This is a genomic window from Pseudoduganella flava (assembly GCF_007830495.1).
Classification (GTDB): domain Bacteria; phylum Pseudomonadota; class Gammaproteobacteria; order Burkholderiales; family Burkholderiaceae_D; genus Rugamonas; species Rugamonas flava.
In genome coordinates, this window is sequence record NZ_VLKW01000016.1 from 45,376 (window position 1) to 61,517 (window position 16,142).

Annotated in this window: 15 protein-coding genes; 5 read left to right on the top strand and 10 right to left on the bottom strand. The window is 66.5% G+C overall.

The window, feature by feature from the left end:
* Positions 1-3: 3 nt before the first annotated feature.
* Positions 4-3,513: a response regulator gene (locus IP92_RS28135; RefSeq protein ID WP_145881672.1), complete on the bottom strand. Its 3,510-nt coding sequence runs from the start codon at positions 3,511-3,513 to the stop codon at positions 4-6.
* Positions 3,514-3,644: 131 nt separating this feature from the next.
* Between IP92_RS28135 and IP92_RS28140 the strand changes: the two genes are divergently transcribed.
* Positions 3,645-4,049: a hypothetical protein gene (locus tag IP92_RS28140; RefSeq protein WP_145881674.1), complete on the top strand. Its 405-nt coding sequence runs from the start codon at positions 3,645-3,647 to the stop codon at positions 4,047-4,049.
* 7 nt (positions 4,050-4,056) lie between these two features.
* On the opposite strand, the gene IP92_RS28145 is transcribed toward IP92_RS28140, so the two are convergent.
* Genes IP92_RS28145 through nudC form a run of 3 tightly spaced genes read right to left on the bottom strand, consistent with a single transcriptional unit; the run spans position 4,057 to position 6,836 of the window.
* The gene (locus IP92_RS28145) at positions 4,057-5,406 is read right to left on the bottom strand and encodes a thioredoxin family protein (RefSeq protein ID WP_145881676.1); all 1,350 of its coding nucleotides are present in this window, start codon (positions 5,404-5,406) and stop codon (positions 4,057-4,059) included.
* Entirely contained in the window at positions 5,406-5,969 is a 564-nt protein-coding gene (gene folE, locus IP92_RS28150; RefSeq protein ID WP_145881678.1) for a GTP cyclohydrolase I FolE, read from the bottom strand. Before folE ends, IP92_RS28145 begins: the two co-directional genes overlap by 1 nt.
* A 57-nt stretch (positions 5,970-6,026) precedes the next feature.
* The gene (nudC, locus tag IP92_RS28155; RefSeq protein ID WP_145881680.1) at positions 6,027-6,836 is read right to left on the bottom strand and encodes an NAD(+) diphosphatase; all 810 of its coding nucleotides are present in this window, start codon (positions 6,834-6,836) and stop codon (positions 6,027-6,029) included.
* A gap of 198 nt (positions 6,837-7,034) precedes the next feature.
* Between nudC and IP92_RS28160 the strand changes: the two genes are divergently transcribed.
* From IP92_RS28160 to IP92_RS28175, 4 genes are read left to right on the top strand one after another with little or no spacing between them, the layout of a single operon-like run.
* Positions 7,035-7,913 carry a glycosyltransferase family 2 protein gene (locus tag IP92_RS28160; protein ID WP_145881682.1) on the top strand — a complete coding sequence of 293 codons (879 nt, stop codon included), beginning with the start codon at positions 7,035-7,037 and terminating at the stop codon, positions 7,911-7,913.
* Positions 7,914-7,923: 10 nt separating this feature from the next.
* A complete protein-coding gene (locus tag IP92_RS28165; RefSeq protein ID WP_371860993.1) occupies positions 7,924-8,340 on the top strand; it encodes a sugar 3,4-ketoisomerase in 417 nt (138 codons plus the stop codon).
* Positions 8,341-8,353: 13 nt separating this feature from the next.
* Positions 8,354-9,475 carry a DegT/DnrJ/EryC1/StrS family aminotransferase gene (locus IP92_RS28170; RefSeq protein ID WP_145881687.1) on the top strand — a complete coding sequence of 374 codons (1,122 nt, stop codon included), beginning with the start codon at positions 8,354-8,356 and terminating at the stop codon, positions 9,473-9,475.
* Positions 9,472-10,026 (top strand): GNAT family N-acetyltransferase, encoded by a 555-nt coding sequence (locus IP92_RS28175; RefSeq protein WP_145881689.1) that lies wholly within the window; start codon positions 9,472-9,474, stop codon positions 10,024-10,026. Before IP92_RS28170 ends, IP92_RS28175 begins: the two co-directional genes overlap by 4 nt.
* 106 nt (positions 10,027-10,132) lie before the next feature.
* Here the strand turns inward: IP92_RS28175 and IP92_RS28180 are convergent, their stop codons facing one another.
* The 6 genes from IP92_RS28180 to IP92_RS28205 are packed head-to-tail and all read right to left on the bottom strand — an operon-like array spanning position 10,133 to position 16,072.
* Entirely contained in the window at positions 10,133-11,398 is a 1,266-nt protein-coding gene (locus IP92_RS28180; protein WP_145881692.1) for a protoporphyrinogen/coproporphyrinogen oxidase, read from the bottom strand.
* A gap of 13 nt (positions 11,399-11,411) precedes the next feature.
* Positions 11,412-12,251: an SDR family oxidoreductase gene (locus tag IP92_RS28185; protein WP_145881694.1), complete on the bottom strand. Its 840-nt coding sequence runs from the start codon at positions 12,249-12,251 to the stop codon at positions 11,412-11,414.
* Entirely contained in the window at positions 12,248-12,679 is a 432-nt protein-coding gene (locus tag IP92_RS28190; RefSeq protein ID WP_199271774.1) for a dTDP-4-dehydrorhamnose 3,5-epimerase, read from the bottom strand. Before IP92_RS28190 ends, IP92_RS28185 begins: the two co-directional genes overlap by 4 nt.
* Positions 12,676-13,779 (bottom strand): CDP-glucose 4,6-dehydratase, encoded by a 1,104-nt coding sequence (gene rfbG / locus IP92_RS28195; protein ID WP_145881728.1) that lies wholly within the window; start codon positions 13,777-13,779, stop codon positions 12,676-12,678. The genes IP92_RS28190 and rfbG overlap by 4 nt, the downstream gene beginning before the upstream one ends.
* A 5-nt stretch (positions 13,780-13,784) precedes the next feature.
* On the bottom strand, positions 13,785-14,555 hold the full coding sequence (gene rfbF, locus IP92_RS28200; RefSeq protein WP_145881696.1) for a glucose-1-phosphate cytidylyltransferase: 771 nt from the start codon (positions 14,553-14,555) through the stop codon (positions 13,785-13,787).
* Positions 14,552-16,072 carry a glycosyltransferase gene (locus IP92_RS28205; protein WP_145881698.1) on the bottom strand — a complete coding sequence of 507 codons (1,521 nt, stop codon included), beginning with the start codon at positions 16,070-16,072 and terminating at the stop codon, positions 14,552-14,554. The genes rfbF and IP92_RS28205 overlap by 4 nt, the downstream gene beginning before the upstream one ends.
* Positions 16,073-16,142 lie beyond the last annotated feature (70 nt).

Here is a 16,142-nt window from a genome sequence, read left to right on the forward strand (position 1 = left end):
TCCTCAGATGCGGTCCAGCGCCGGCATCCAGACGCGCAGCAGCGAATACAGGCGCGACAGGTCGATCGGCTTGGCCAGGTAGTCGTTGGCGCCGGCCGCCAGGCACTGTTCCTGGTCGTCCTTCATCGCCTTGGCCGTGATGGCGATGATCGGCAGGCGGTTGAAGCGCCCGTCGGCGCGGATGCGGCGCGTCGCTTCCAGGCCGTCCATCCCCGGCATCATCACGTCCATCAGCACCAGGTCGATGTCGGCCACGGCGTCGAGCTTTTCCAGTGCCTCGAAGCCGTTGCGGCCGATCTCGACGATCGCGCCCTTCTGCTCCAGCGCCGAAGTCAGCGCGAAGATGTTGCGCACGTCGTCGTCCACCAGCAGGATGCGGCGGCCTTCGAACACCCGGTCGCGCGAGCGCACCGTTTTGAGCATCGACTGCCGTTCGGACGACAGCTCGGACTCCACCTTGTGCAGGAACAGCGTGACTTCGTCGAGCAGGCGTTCCGGCGAGCGGGCGCCCTTGATGATGATCGAGCGCGAGTACTTGTGCAGGTCCGCTTCCTCGGCGCGCGTCAGGTTGCGGCCCGTGTACACGATCACCGGCGGGAACGACGCGATCTCCTCGTGCGACATGCGCTGCAGCAGCTCGTTGCCCTGCATGTCCGGCAGCTTCAGGTCGATGATCATGCAGTCGAAGATCGTGGTGCGCAGCAGCGCCAGCGCCTCCTCGCCGGAGGCCACCGCCTCGATCTCGATGTCTTCGTCGGAGATCAGCTGCACCACGCTGTCGCGCTGGCGCGCATCGTCCTCGACCAGCAGGATGCGCTTGATCTTCTGCGTGAACTTCTGCTCCAGCCGCGCGAACACCTCCATCAGTTCCTCGCGCGTGGTGGGCTTGAGCGCAAAGCCAATCGCGCCCATGTGCAGCGCCGCCTCGCCCGCGTCCGATGCCGATACCACGTGCACGGGGATGTGGCGGGTCGCCGGATTGTCCTTCAACAGCTGCAGCACGGACAGGCCGGAGCGATCCGGCAGGCGCACGTCCAGCAGGATCGCGCTGGGCTGGTACTGCTCGGCCATCTGCAGGCCTTCGTCCGCCGCGAACGCGACGAGGCAGCGGTAATCCATCTCGTGCGCCAGGTCGTACAGGATGCGGGCGAACGCCGGCTCGTCCTCGATCACGAGCACGGTGCGCTCGGGCGGCGGGGCCTTGTCGCGGTCGTCGTCGAACGCGCGCGTGACGGGGGCCGGGCTGGGTGCGGAGTCCGACGCCGGCGCGGGTGCCGGCGTGAAGCGGGGCAGCGGCGCTGGCGTCGGCGGCACTGCGGCGGTCGCGGGCGCCGGGGCCGGCGACAGCGCCGAGTCCACCTTGTGCGGCGGCGCCGACCATTGCACCGGCAACGTCAGCGTGAACGTGCTGCCCTGGCCGACGGCACTCTCCAGCGTGATCGTGCCGCCCAACAGCGTGGCCAGGTCGCGCGAGATCGACAGGCCGAGGCCCGTGCCGCCGTACTTGCGGCTCGTGCCGCCGTCGGCCTGCTGGAACGCGCCGAAGATCGCGTCGTGCTGGTCGGCGCGGATGCCGATGCCGGTATCCTGCACGGCGAAGCGCACCTGGCCGTTCGGGTCCGGCTGCACGCGCAGCGCGACGGCGCCCTTGTCGGTGAACTTCAACGCGTTCGACAGCAGGTTCTTGAGGATCTGCTCGAGGCGCTGGCAATCCGTATAAATCGTGTCCGGCAGGCCGGGCTCCATGACCAGCATGAAGTCCAGGCCCTTCTGGCGCGCCAGCGGGTCGAACGTGCGCGACAGCCCTTCCATCACCTGCTGCAGGCGCAGCTCTTCCGGGTTCAGTTCCAGCTTGCCCGCCTCGACCTTCGAGATGTCGAGGATGTCGTTGATCAGGTTTAAGAGGTCGTTGCCGGCCGAGTAGATCGTCTGCGCGAAACGCACCTGCTCGTCGTTCAGATTGCCCTGCGCGTTATCGGCCAGCAGCTTGGCGAGGATCAGGGAACTGTTCAGCGGCGTGCGCAGCTCGTGCGACATATTGGCGAGGAACTGCGACTTGTACTGGCTGGCGCGTTCCAGGTCGCGGGCGCGCTCTTCCAGCAAGGTCTGGGCGTCGTTCAGCGCCGTGTTCTTCTGGTCCAGCACGACGGCCTGCTCGGCCAGCTGCTCGTTGGTCTGCTCCAGCTCCGCCTTCTGGTTTTCCAGGCTGGCCTGCGATTCCTCCAGCACGCGCGACTGCTCTTCCAATTCCTCGTTGGCGGTGCGCAGTTCTTCCTGCTGCACCTGCAGTTCCTCGTTCAGCTGCTGCGATTCGACGAGCAGTTCCTGCATCCGCTGGCGCGCCAGCGTGGCGTCGATCGCCGTGCCGATATTGTCGGCGACGAGGTTCAGGAACTCCGTCTCGCGCTCGCCGACGGGGTGCAGGAAGCCCAGCTCGACGACGCCGTTGACACGGCCGTCGCTGGCCACCGGCAGCACCAGCACCTGCGTGGGCGTGGCGCTGCCCAGCGCGCTCGACAGCTTGAGGTAATCCTTCGGCAGGTTCTCCAGGTGGATCAGGCGGCGCATCTGCGCGGCCTGGCCGACGATGCCTTCATCCGGCGCCAGCAAGCGGCCGCGCTCCTCGTCCTCCGACGAGAAACCGAAGGCGGCGACGCGTTTCAGCAAGCCGTCCGGCTCGCGCACGTACATCGCGCCGACGACGACGTTCAGGTAGCGCGCCAGGAAATGCAGCAACGCGGTGGACAGCGCCGGCAGCGTCATCTGGCCGATGCCCTGCTCGGCGAGCTGGCTCTGGCCGGAGCGCATCCATGCCTGGCGCTGCACGCGCTCGGCATGCACGCCCTGTTCCTTCAGCGCCGAATTGTAGGCTTCGGAAAGCTTCATCAATTCGCTGCGGCCGAACCAGGCAAGCAAGCCGCTGATGATGAGGCTGATCGTGAGGAAGCCGACGACCGTCATGTACGTGACGGTCTTGGCATCGTCGGCGCGGTCCATCCGCAGCCGCTCCTCGGTGCCGATGAAGGTCTGGAACAGCGAACGGAGTTCGTCGAATTCCACCTTGCCCCGCTGGGCCCGGACGACGGACAGGTAATCGCCGCCTGTCGTGCGCAGCCGGATCATGTCCTCCGCGGCGCGCTCCCATTGCTGCTGCTGGGTGCGGATATTGCGCAGGCGGTCGATCTGCGTGGGGTTGTCCTTGACCAGCTCGTTCAGCGTGTTCACCGCCGTCTCGATCTTCGGCTTGGCCAGCTTGTACGGCGCGAGGAACGACTCCTCGCCGGTCAGCAGGTAGCCGCGCATGCCTGTTTCCATGTCGACGGTCAGCTTGCGTAATTCCTGCGCATTGCCGATCACGCGCTCGGAGTGCTCGACCATCGTCAGCGCATGCAGCAGGTAGGCGAACACGGCAACGAACACGGCCGCGCTGACGATGCCGGCGGCCAGCGGCAACGTGATGTTGCGGAACAGAATGCGGCGGAAGCGTTGGTCGTCGATACGGGTGTGGGGCATGGGTGGGCTGGTCTTGGCGAACAGAACGGAGAAAATGCAAAGTTTATCCGAATTGCAACGATTGCTGTCCGGTTGGGCAATCGTGCGCGCATCGCTATAATCGGTTGCACTACCTCATCGACAACACATCCATGCGCAAGCTGATTTTCCTGGCACCGCTGCTGCTGGCAGGCTGCTACAACGATTCCGCCACCTTCTATGCCGACAGCTCGCAGGAACACACGCTGACCGTGCGCCGCCAGCAGGATTACTTCTGGAGCGACGAGGGCCGCTTCACGCTGCTGGCGACCCGGCTGCCGGACTGCCAGCGCCGCATCGACCTGGCCGAGCTGCCGCTGGAGGACACGACCGTGGAACTGTACAGCGAGGGCGACAACCACTGGTCGCTGCGCGCCGGCAAGCAAGTGTGGCACGTGGAAACCCAATCGTGCGCGCTGGTCGCGCAGGACAGCACCCCGACCGGCACGAAGGTGGGCGACTTCAAGGCGGAGATCGACAAGATGAGTTTTGTCGAGGCGGGCGACGCCAAGAACTGAGGCGGCGTCAGAGCCCTGAGCGCAGCGTTTGCAGCAGAGCCGGTGCGTGCGGCCCCTGCGCCAGGCGGTCGGCCAGCTTGGCCAGTTGCAGGCGGTTGCGCTGGCTGAAGGCGTCGGGGATCGCGGCGATATCGGCAGCGATCATGCTGGCAGCCTGTTCGATCCGCCCAACGGATGAGCTTGTGTCCGATTCCGGGGTCGACCCCAGGGTGGACACGGGCTCTGCCGTAGCCTCCAGCAGCGCCGTCAAATACGTGACGCCCCATTGCAGCCGCGTGGCAGTGCCCGGCGCGGTGCGCCACGCTTGCTCGTACCAGTCCAGCATCGCGGCCGTGTCGCCGCGCCGGCGGGCACCGGAGGCCAGGTACAGCATCAGGTAGTACGGTGCCAGCGCGCCCGGCAGTTCGGCTTGCAGCAGCGCCTGCGCTTCGTCGTGCAGGCCGGCGTCGTTCAGCGCGCTGTAGGCCGTGTTGACGAGCGTGTGGCGTTCATACGGCGTTTCGGCGGCGGCCAGCGCGTCGTGGACTGCGGCGCGCATCCGTTCGGGCATGCCGGGTGCCGGGTGGCCCACGCGGGCCATGCGCATTTGCAGCCGCACGGCCAGCAAGCGGTCGGACGTGGACAGCCACATGTCGTCCGCCCACGCCTGCGCCAGGTCGAACAGCAAACCCGCCACCTGCGCATTGCCGGACTGGCGCACCAGGTTGCCGTGGTTGAAGAAGATGTCGCGGTTGGCGCGCACGAACTCGGCGTCACGGCACAGGTCCACCAGCCACGATGCCGCGGCCGGGTCGGCGTGCAGTGCCAGCGCCAGCAAGCGCAGGCGGGAAGCCGCGGCGGGCACCGGGCACGCTTGCGCCAGCGCCTGCAACACGTCGTGGACGGGGCGCCCTTGCAGCAGCACGCCTTCATCCGTGTCCCACGCGTAGTGAGCCAGCAGCGTCCATTCGGCGGCGGCAAGCGTTCGGGAACCGTCCAGCGCGGCGGCCAGCGAGGCCGAGGCGCTGTGTGACGCGTCGAGCGCGCCGTCGAGCAGCGTGACGAACATGTCGCCATCGATCTCGCCCGGCAGCCGCGTGACTTCGACGCCGCCGGGGGTGTACAACACGAGCGTGGGATAGCTGCGCAGTTTCAGGCGCTGCGCCAGCGCCTGGGCGCCGGGGACGTCGCCATCGATCCACACGGGAACGACGGCGCGCATCCGCTCGGCGAATTCATCGTGCGCGAAGATGTCGGCCTTGACGCGGTTGCACGGCGGACACCACACGGCGCCCCAGTACAGCAGCAGCGGCTTGCCCGTGGCGCGCGCCTTGGCGGCCGCTGCCTCGAAGCCCTCTTCCCACGCGACGACGCCCATCAGTCGCGGGCCAGCGCCAGGAACTCGGTGCGCAGCGCCAGGTTCGGCTGCAGCTCGCCCAGCATCGCGGACGTGATCGTCTCTTCGCCCGGCGAACGGATGCCGCGGCTTTCCATGCACATGTGGCGGCACTTGACGACGACGCCCACCGCCTTCGGCTCCAGCACTTCCATCAGCGTGTTGGCGATCTGCACCGTCATGCGCTCCTGCACCTGCAGGCGCTTGGCGAAACAATCCACCAGGCGGGTCAGTTTCGACAGCCCGACGATCTTACCGTTCGGCACATAGCCGACGGTGGCCTTGCCGAAGAACGGCGCCAGGTGGTGTTCGCAATGGCTGTAGACGGGGATGTTGCGCACGACGATCAGCTCGTTGTACTGCTCCGCACCGTCCTCGAACGCCTTCAGGATCTCGACGGGATCCTGCTCATAGCCGGACGTCCAGTGCTTCCACGCCTTGGCAACGCGGTGCGGGGTTTCCGCCAGTCCCGGACGGTCCGGATCCTCGCCGAGCGAGGTCAGGAATCGGCGCCAGTCTTGGTCGGAAAAAGAATCTTTAGACATGATGAATGCTGCTCAATTGAAAGGGGATCGCGAGAGTATACAGAAAATAGTCTTGCTTCACCGGCCCGCCTGCCGCGGCCGGTAGGCGCCGATCAGCTCGCTGGCGATGGAGACGCCGGGCGGGATCTCGGGAAATTCATCGTCCGGGCCGAACCAGCGCGCCTCGGCGATCTCGGCCGGGTCGGTGCGGATGTCGCCCTCCAGGTACTCGGCCGTGAACGCGATCATCAGCGAATGGGGGAACGGCCACGACTGGCTGCCGAAATAGCGCAGGTTGTGCACCTTCAAGCCCACCTCTTCCATCACTTCGCGATGGACGGCTTCCTCGGCGCTTTCGCCCGCTTCCAGGAACCCGGCCAAGGCCGTGAAGCGCTGGTACGGCGACTGGCCGTGCCGGGCCAGCAGCACCGCGTCGCCCTTCCTGATCAGCACCATCATCGCCGGCGAGATGCGCGGGTAGGCGGTGAAGCCGCACGCGGGGCATCGGCAGGCGCGCTCGCCGGCAACGGCCGTCATCGGCGTGCCGCACACGCCGCAATAGCGGTGCGTACGGGCCCATTCGGCGATCTGGGCGGCGCGCCCGGCCAGCGCGACGAACGCATCATCCTTCACGCCGAACAGCGCACGCAAGCCATGCCAGTCGTGAGCATCGTCGGGCAGGGCTTCGTCATCCGTCCACGCGACCTGGCAATAGCGGCCCTGCCACAGGCCCACCGGGTGCACGCGCTCCGGCGGCGCCAGCGTGGCCGGCAACGCCAGGTCGGCACTGCGCAGCAGCAGGCGGCCACGGTGGAACAGGAAAGTCAGTGGATCGTCGCTCGGCTGGGGCGCGAGCAGGGGCGTGAAATCGGCGGGAGTCATCAGCATGCAGCCATCTTACCGCCGTTCCGACGGGCCCGCAGGACACGTTGCAAACACCAATAGTTGCTCTGCGGCGACATTTTCCGTCGGTGTGCCGTACAACACGGTATGATTATGTTTTCCTGCGGCCGCCGGAGCTGTCTCCTCGGCAGTGCTTGCCGGAATCTCATTCATTTTCCGGCGTCCGGCGCCCCCGACCTGAACATGGCCTATCCCAAAGTCAGCATCGTCATCCCCTCCTACAAAGTCGATCATTTCGAAGCCTGCCTGCGCTCGGCGATCGGCCAGAGCTACCCGAACATCGAGGTCACCGTCAGCGACAACTGCCCCACCGAGGGCATCCGCGAGATCTGCGCGCGGTATCCGCAGGTGATCTACCAGCGCAACACGGCGACGCGCAGCGACAACGTGCTGCAGGCGATGTATGCGGCGAAGGGCGACTTCATCAAGCCGCTGTTCGACGACGACGTGCTGCACCCGTTCTGCGTCGAGCGCATGGTGGCCGCGTTCCAGGGCCGCGACGACGTGACGATGGTGTTCTCGGCATCGCAGGTGATCGACATCTCGAACCAGCGCATCGAAACGCGCCGCCCGTACGAGGCCAGCGGCACGATCGCCGGCCGCGACCTGCAGCGCAGCATGACCTTGGGCATGTGCAACTACGTGGGCGAATACACGACGATCATGTTCCGCCGCACCACGCTGTGGAAAATCGCGCCGCACGACCTGTTCAAGGTGGGCTCGCACGATTGCACGCGCGGGCTGGCCGACGTGGCGACCTATTACAATCTGACGGCCGGGGCCAGCGCGTTCTACATCGACGAGGAACTCTCGTACTTCCGGCGCGATCCGGCGCTGCAGTCGAATTCGAACATCAACGCGAACCCGAACTTCGGCTATTGCTTCTCCGACTATCTGGACCTGCTGCTGGCCGCCCATGAAACGGGCGTGATCACGACGGAGGAACTGCTGGCCACCGAACCGCGTGCACAGGCCGTGTCGATCCAGCTGTCCGGCGTGTTCGACCAGATCGTGCGTTCGTACGAGCGCCTGCAGGCTTACGTGCAACCGTTGAAGGGGTAACACGATGGGAATGATGGAACAGTGCCGTATCATCGACCTGCCGAAGCACTCGGACCCGCGCGGCAACCTGTCCGTCGTCGAAGGCGGCATCCACGTACCGTTCGACATCGAGCGCGTGTACTACCTGTACGACGTGCCGGGCGGCTCGTCGCGCGCCGGCCACGGCCACGTCGAGCTGCAGCAGCTGATGATCGCGATGTCCGGCAGCTTCGACGTGATCGTCGACGACGGCTACGAACGCAAGAAATTCCACCTGAACCGTTCGTACTACGGCCTGTACATCCCGAAGCTGATGTGGCGCGAGGTGGAGAACTTCTCGTCCGGCGGCGTGTGCCTCGTGATGGCGTCGACGAAGTTCGACCGCGGCGATTACTACTATGACTACAACGAGTTCGCTGCGATGGTGCGCAGCCGGGCTCAGACCTGACAAGGCTTAGCCCATGAGCGTACCCTTCCTCGATCTCCAGGCCATCAACCTCGCCCAGGCGGCCGAACTGGAGGCCGCGTTCAGCCGTGTGCTGCGGTCCGGCTGGTTCATCCTCGGCAAGGAAGTCGAGCGCTTCGAAGAGCGCTTCGCCGCCTACTGCAATGCGCGCCACGGCATCGGCGTCGCCAACGGCCTGGACGCGATCATGCTCGTGCTGCGCGCGTGGGGCGTGGGCCCCGGCGACGAAGTCATCGTGCCCAGCAATACGTTCATCGCCACGTGGCTGGCCGTGAGCCAGTGCGGCGCGACGCCGGTGCCCGTCGAGCCGGTGGAGGCAACCTACAACATCGACCCGGCCCGCATCGAGCAAGCGATCACGCCGCGCACGAAGGCGATCGTCGCCGTACACCTGTACGGCCAGCCGGCCGACATGCCGGCCATCATGGCCATCGCGGAACGCCACGGCATCAAGGTGCTGGAAGACGCGGCGCAGGCGCACGGCGCGCGCTGCCACGGCGAGCGCACGGGCCACCTGGGCCATGCGGCCGCGTTCAGCTTCTACCCCGGCAAGAACCTGGGCGCCTTGGGCGACGGCGGCGGCATCGTCACGGACGACGACGCGCTGGCCACGCTGCTGCGCACCTACCGCAACTACGGCTCGCAGAAGAAGTACCACAACCTCGTGCAGGGCTTCAATTCGCGCCTGGACGAGATGCAGGCCGCGTTCCTGAACGTGAAGCTGGACGTGCTGGACGACGGCAATGCGCACCGCCGCGTGATCGCCGCCCGCTACGACGCGCAGCTGGCCGGCATCCCCGGCCTGACCTTGCCGGCCGTGCCGGCATGGGCCGAACCCGTGTGGCACCTGTACGTGGTGCGCCATGCGCAGCGCGATGCGCTCGCCGCGAAACTGGCCGAACGGGGCATCGGCACGATCGTCCACTACCCGATCGCGCCGCACATGCAGCAGGCGTATGCGGAACTGGGCTTCCAGGAAGGCGCATTCCCGATCGCGGAGGCGATCCACCGCGAGGTACTGAGCCTGCCGATCGGCCCGCACATGACGCTGGAGCAGGCCGATGAAGTGGCGGCCGCGGTGCGTGCCGTGTGCGCCGAGCTGGGAGCGGCGGCATGAGCGAACCGCGCTTCGTCCGCCCGCGCGCCGTGCGCGGCAACAAGCTCGTGTTCCGTGACGCGCAACCGGGCGATGCGGAGTTCATCCTGGCCTTGCGCACCGACTCGCGCAAGAACCGCTACCTGTCGGCCACGTCGCCGGACGTGGCGAAGCAGGCGGCCTGGCTGGAACGCTACGCCACCGACCCGGAACAGATCTATTTCATCATCGAGAACCTGGAAGGCAAACCGGTCGGCACGGTGCGCCTGTACGACCGCCGCGGCCATTCGTTCTGCTGGGGTTCGTGGATCAAGGCGGACGATGCGCCATCGGGCTTCGGCATCGAGTCGGCGCTGATGGTGTACCACTACGCGCTGCACCTGGGCTTCACGGCCGCGCACTTCGACGTGCGGCGCGACAATGCCGGCGTGCTGAGTTTCCACCAGCGCTTCGGTGCGAAGATCGTCGACGAGAACGAACTCGATTACTTCTTCGAGATCGACCTCGATGCGATCCGCGCGACGCTGGACAAGTTCAAGTCCTTCCTGCCGGACGGCATCCGCATCGAGTGAGCGCCTGGCAAAACCGCCATGGCTGCGTCGCAGCGTCTTGCCGTACCGGCGTACTGTCTTCGACGCTGCGCCTTGCCCTGACGGCTTTGTCAGGCGCTCCAATGATTCAGGTGCCTGCCGCGTTGTAACCGCTCAGCAGGCTCTGGTTGCTCCACAAATAATCCCACTCGCCGAAACGCCCGCAGGTGCGTACGCCCTGCTCGCGCAGCCAGTCGCGCACCGCGGCGCGGCGCTCTTCCATGCCCAGGTCGAAGATCACGTTGCCCCAGGCGAGGCGGCGGTGGTCGACGAACAGGATGTCGTCTTCCGTCGCCAGGCCCATCTTCTTCAGCGCATACACGGTGTTCTCGCGCAGCGCCTCGGGCGTGTAGCGCGATGCGCGGCCGCGCGAGTACACCTCGAACTGCAGCGAGCCGCAGCCAGCGGGGGCGTTCTCGGGCGATTTGACGGACGGCGAATAGGCGCGGCTGGCGGCGATGTCGCCGTCGTAGATGTAGAACCACAGCTCGCGCGTGACCTCGCGCTTGAAGCCCACCGACAGCAGGTCGATCGACGTCGCTTCCAGTGTGTCCGCGGCCTGCTGCACGCTCTCCGGCGCACCGGCGCACATCGGCACCAGCAGCGGCAGCGGCAGCGTGCTGACGAGCTGCTGGTATTGCAGCGCCTGGCCGTTCGCGAATTCGACCACGCGGCGCACCGGGTCGATCGCGGTCACGCGATAACCGTAGCGGATCGTGGCCGCGTCGATCAGCGGGGCGATGAACGCCTTGTAGCCGCCGGCCGCCGGGTAGCGCATCTCTTTCGTGTAGTACGTGTTCGGCGTATCGGCCGTCATCATGCCGAACGCGATCTCGTCGAGCTCCGCGCGGCGCATGCGGTTGCCGATCCACGTCGTCGACAGCTGGCGCGCCGGCGTGGCCCAGTATTTGTCCGTGTAGCGCAGCGGGTAGCGCTCGGCGATCATGTCGCCGTACTGGTGGCGCAGCCACGCTTCGTAATCGGCCACGTCGCCGCCTTCCGGCCGCGCCAGGAACGATTTCAGCAGCGCCACGCGCTCCTCCGCCGGCAGCGGGTACAGGTTGTTCTGCACCGGGTGCTTCAGCCAGCGGCCATCCTCGAAGCACGTCGAGTCGGCTGGGTGCGTCAGGTAAGGGGTGCGGTCGAAGATCTCGCGCACCTTCGGCTCGCTGGCGAACGACAGGTGCACCGCGTGATCGAAGCGGAAGCCGTCGATCGTGAAGTTGTCCAGCAGCCCGCCGGCGCTCGCGCGCTCTTCGACGATCACCGCGTCGCGGCCCAGTTCACGGGCGCGCAGCGCGGCACCCAGGCCGGCGATCCCCGCGCCGAGGATCAGAATGTCGACCTGTTCCATGTTGCAGTCCTTCTCACACCTTCAGTTGATTCATGTACGTGGCCAGACTGTCCTGCCAGGCCGGCATCGGCGCCAGGCCCGCCAGTTCGCTGCGCCAGTTGACGGCCGCTTCGTTGTCGGACACGCGCGCCACGCGGTTGAAGTGCGCCGCATCGGCCGGCAGTACCGGCACGTCGACGCCCGCCAGCCGGACGATCTCGCTGACGTAGGCATGGCGCGTCGCCACGCCTTCGCCCACGCAGTTGAAGATGCCGGCCTGCCCCAGCGCCAGCAGTTCCAGCAGCCGGCGCGCCACGTCGCCCACATAGGTCGGGTTGCCCTGCTGCTGCGCGTTCGAGCGCAGCGGGGTGGTGCCGGCGGCGCGCGCTTCCTCGATGCGCCGCGCGACGAAATTCTTCGGGTTTTCCGGTGGGCCGCCGAACAGCCAGCCCACGCGCAGCACGAGCGCATCCGGGCAGATGCGCAGCACGCTCTGCTCGGCCAGCAGCTTGCTGCGGTGATGGTGGGTGGTCGGCACGGCAGGCTCGTACTCCGTATACGGCGTCATCGCCGCGGCGCCATATACGCCGGTGCTGGAGATGAACACCATCCGCTTGCCGCGCCGCGCGGCCGATTGCGCCAGCAGTTCCGTCAATGCGAGATTGTCGCGATAGCACGTGGCGGGATCGCGTTCGCACTGTTCCACATTGGTGTTCGCGGCCGCGTGCACGAGCACGTCGATGCCGTCGAACAGCGCGTCGTTGTTGCGTGGCTCACGCCAATCGAGTGCGCTGCGAGCCAGGGGCCGGCATTCCGCCTGGCGCATCAATTCGCCGCCGAGCAGGCCGCCGGCGCCGGTCAACAGTATTGTCATGCCAGCGGCCACGTCTCGAGCGGCACGTTGTCCGCTTCGGTCGGATCGTGGCCCAGGCTGGCGAGGTTCAGCACGGTGCTGGTGCGCTCACCGAGGCCGCTGAACGCGACCCAGATCCCGGGCGGCACCGTCAGCCGCGCATAGCGTTCGGCCGCGTCGCCCAGCTCGACGGCCACCGTGCGGCCATCCGCTTCGCGGTACAGGTGAAAGCGCACATGGCCATCGGGCACGACGAGGTTCATCACCATGCGGTTGTGGCGCTTCCAGCCTTTCGTCAGGCCGGGATGGATGTGCGTGAAGTACGCTTCGCCGAAGCCCGCATAGCCCGGCGCATCGGCGCGCAGCGCGTGGAAGATGTCGCCCTGCGGGTGGGCGATCTGGCGCAGTGGCGTCAGCAGCACGCCTTCCGGCAGCGTGCTTGAAGTCACGCTCGCGTCCACGGCAATCCCCGCCCTTGCGCGTGCGCTTCGTACTGGCCGATCTGGTCCATCGTCAGGCCATACATCTCGGCGTTGCCACGGTAGTAGCCGTAATACCATTCCGACACGAGACGCACGACCTGCTCGTAGTTCAGGCTCGCATGCCATTTCAGGTGCAGCAGTGCCTTGTCGCAGTTCAGCTTCAGCAGACCCGCTTCATGGAACGGGATGTTGCCGGTGACGGTGTACGCGCCGGCCGGATCCGTGAAGTGCCAGTACGCGCTCAGGTCGCGCATCAGTTCCAGCACCGTGCGGTTCTGTTCCGACGGCGGACCGAAGTTGAACGAATCGCCTTGCGCCACTTTGCCGGCGGCCATGACGGCGGCCAGTTGCAGGTAGCCGGACAACGGTTCGAGCACGTGCTGCCACGGCCGCGTGGCGCTCGGGCTGCGCAGCTCGACCGGCTTGCCGGCCGCCCAGCTGCGCATGCAGTCGACGACGATGCGGTCGGCCGCCCAGTCGCCGCCGCCGATCACGTTGCCGGCCCGCGCGGACGCGAGGCGCACCGGGCAATCGCTCTTGCGGAAGAACGACTCCACGTACGAGTGGAAGATCACCTCCGCGGCGCCTTTCGAGCCGCTGTAGATGTCCTTGCCGCCCAGCCGGTCCGTCTCGCGGTAGCCCCACTCCCATTCGACGTTTTCATAGCACTTGTCGGACGTGATGATGACGGCCACGCATGGGTGTTCGACCTGGCGCAGCGCCTCCATCACGGTGGCGGTGCCCATCACGTTCACGCTGATCGTGTCCAGCGGCTCCTTGTACGACGTGGACACGATGGCCTGCGCGGCCAGGTGGAACACGAAGTCAGGCTGCGCGGCGCGCACGACGGCGGAGAATGCCGCCAGGTCGCGCACGTCGCCCAGGTGATGGTCGATCCGGTCGGCCAGGCCGAGGATCTCGAACATCGAGGGTTCGGTGGGAATACGGTCGGAATAGCCGGTGACGTGGGCACCCAGCTTCAGCAGCCAGCTCGTCAGCCACGTGCCCTTGAAGCCCGTGTGGCCGGTGATCAGGACGCGCTTGTTGGCGAAGACGTTGTCGAACATCGTGCTCACCACGTCTTCCACGGCGCGCGGCCGCTCTTCCACAGCTCTTCCAGGTGCATGCGGTCGCGCAGCGTATCCATCGGCTGCCAGAAGTCGTCATGGAAGTAGGCATGCAGCTGGCCGTCGCGCGCCAGGTTTTCCATCGGCGCCTTTTCCCACGTCGTGGAGTCGCCTTCGATGTAGTCGATCACGTCCGGGTGCAGCACGAAGAAGCCGCCGTTGATCCACGAGCCTTCGCCTTGCGGCTTCTCGCGGAACGCCTGGATGCGGTCGCCGTCCAGTTGCAGCACGCCGAAGCGGCCCGGCGGTTCCACGGCCGTCAGCGTGGCCAGCTTGCCGTGCTTGCGGTGGAACGCGATCGTCTCGGCGATGTTCACGTTGCTGACGCCGTCGCCGTACGTGAAGCAGAATTCCGTTTCGTTCTTCAGGTAAGGGGCCACGCGCTTCAGGCGCCCACCCGTCATCGTTTCGAGGCCGGTATCGACGAGCGTCACGCGCCACGGCTCGGCGTTGCGCGAATGGACTTCCATCTCGTTCTTCTGCATGTCGAACGTGACGTCGGACGTGTGCAGGAAGTAGTTCGAGAAGTACTCCTTGATCACTTCGCCCTTGTAGCCGCAGCACACGACGAAATCATGGATGCCGTGGGCGGAGTAGCCCTTCATGATGTGCCACAGGATCGGCATGCCGCCGATGGTCACCATCGGTTTCGGCTTCAGGACCGTTTCCTCGCTGATGCGGGTGCCGAGGCCCCCCGCCAATATCACTGCGATCATGCTTTGCTTTCGGTTGGGGTTGGCGGCGCCAGCAGCAGTTCGGTCGCGTCGCGGATCACCTGGTGGATCGGTTCCAGGTCGACCTTCAGGCGCGCGAGGTCTTCATGCCACGCCGACATCAGGGTAATGAAATGGGTCAGCTTCTGCGTCACCAGCGAGCGCACGTCGACGCCGTCGAACAGCGCCGGCGTGTGGCGCCAGCTGTCGACGACGACGCGCAGGTTTTCCAGCGCGCCGCGCACCTGCACGGGGCGCAGGTTCTGGCCCTGCTCGCCGTGGATGCGGAAATAGCTGAGCGGCTCGGGCAGGTACACGCAATGGGTGTTGGCCAGGATCGCCAGCCAGCTGACCATGTCCGAGATCACCGCGTACTGGTGGCCATGGAAGCGGCCGAAGCGGTCCTTCAGTTCGCGCTTCCTGAACAGTACCGTGGTCGGTTCGCCCAGCACGTTCTGGCCGGACGTCAGCAGGTAGCGCGACATGTCCGCGCCGCTGACGAGGCGCATCGTGTCGAACATGCGCTGCGTGCTCGGCGACGACGGCGGCATCTCGCGGCCCACGTCGTCGATCAGCTGGCGGAACGACGTGACGAGGCCCACCGTGCTCTGGCCCAGCAGGCAATCCATCATCCGTTCCAGCTTGTGCGGGTGGAACAGGTCGTCGTCCATCAGGAAGTTGATGTACTCGCCGCGCGCGTGGTCATAGCAGTTCAGGAAGTTTTCCAGCGCCGTGCAGCTGGGCACGCGCAGGTAGCGGATGCAGGGGTGCTGCGCGATGTACGGGGCGAAGCGGCGTTCGGTGTCGTCGTTGTCGCTGTTGTCGCTGATGACGATCTCGATGTTGCGCCAGGTTTGCGCCAGCGCGCTTTGCAGCGCCAGTTCCGCGTAGTCGGGCCGGTTATGGGTCGGCATCAGGATGCTGACCATCGGCGTCTGCACGTCGTCCGGATCGCTGATACGGGGCGCCAGCGCGACGGCCGCCGCCGCGGCTTCCTGCGCCAGCCGTTCGCGCAGCGCCACTTCGCGCTGGGCGATCTCGGGCTGGGCGGGGTACTGTTGCAGGCTGCGCGCGAACATCTTCTGCGCCGGTGCGGCACGGCCGAGCTCTTCGAGCAGCAGGCCGATATGGTTCAGCCCCGCGACGTGGACACCCTGGTCGGCCACGGGGTCGACCTTGCCCAGCATGATGCTCCACGTATCCAGCGCTTCGTCGTGGCGGCCCTGGTCGCGCTGCAGGATGCCCAGCTGCAGCCAGGCCTGGCCCAGCGCCGGCTGGCGCCCCGTGACGGTGCGCAGCAGCGCCTCGGCCTCGGCAGCTTCGCCGCGGCTGGACAGCAGCAGGGCGAGGTTGAACTCGATCGCATAGCGCAGCGGCTGGTCGTGCTCCGCATGCTCGGCCAGCCAGTCGCGGTAGCGCTGCTCTGCCTCGGCGCCGCGCCCTTGTCCGGCCAGTTGCTGCGCGGCGGTGATCAGTGCGAAGACGGCGTCCGCGGACGAAGATGATGTCTCGTTTGTCATGTAGTCAAGTAGGCGGTGCCCCGTGCCGAGCAATGCCAGATACTACCCGTACAAGGGCGCCACGGGCAAG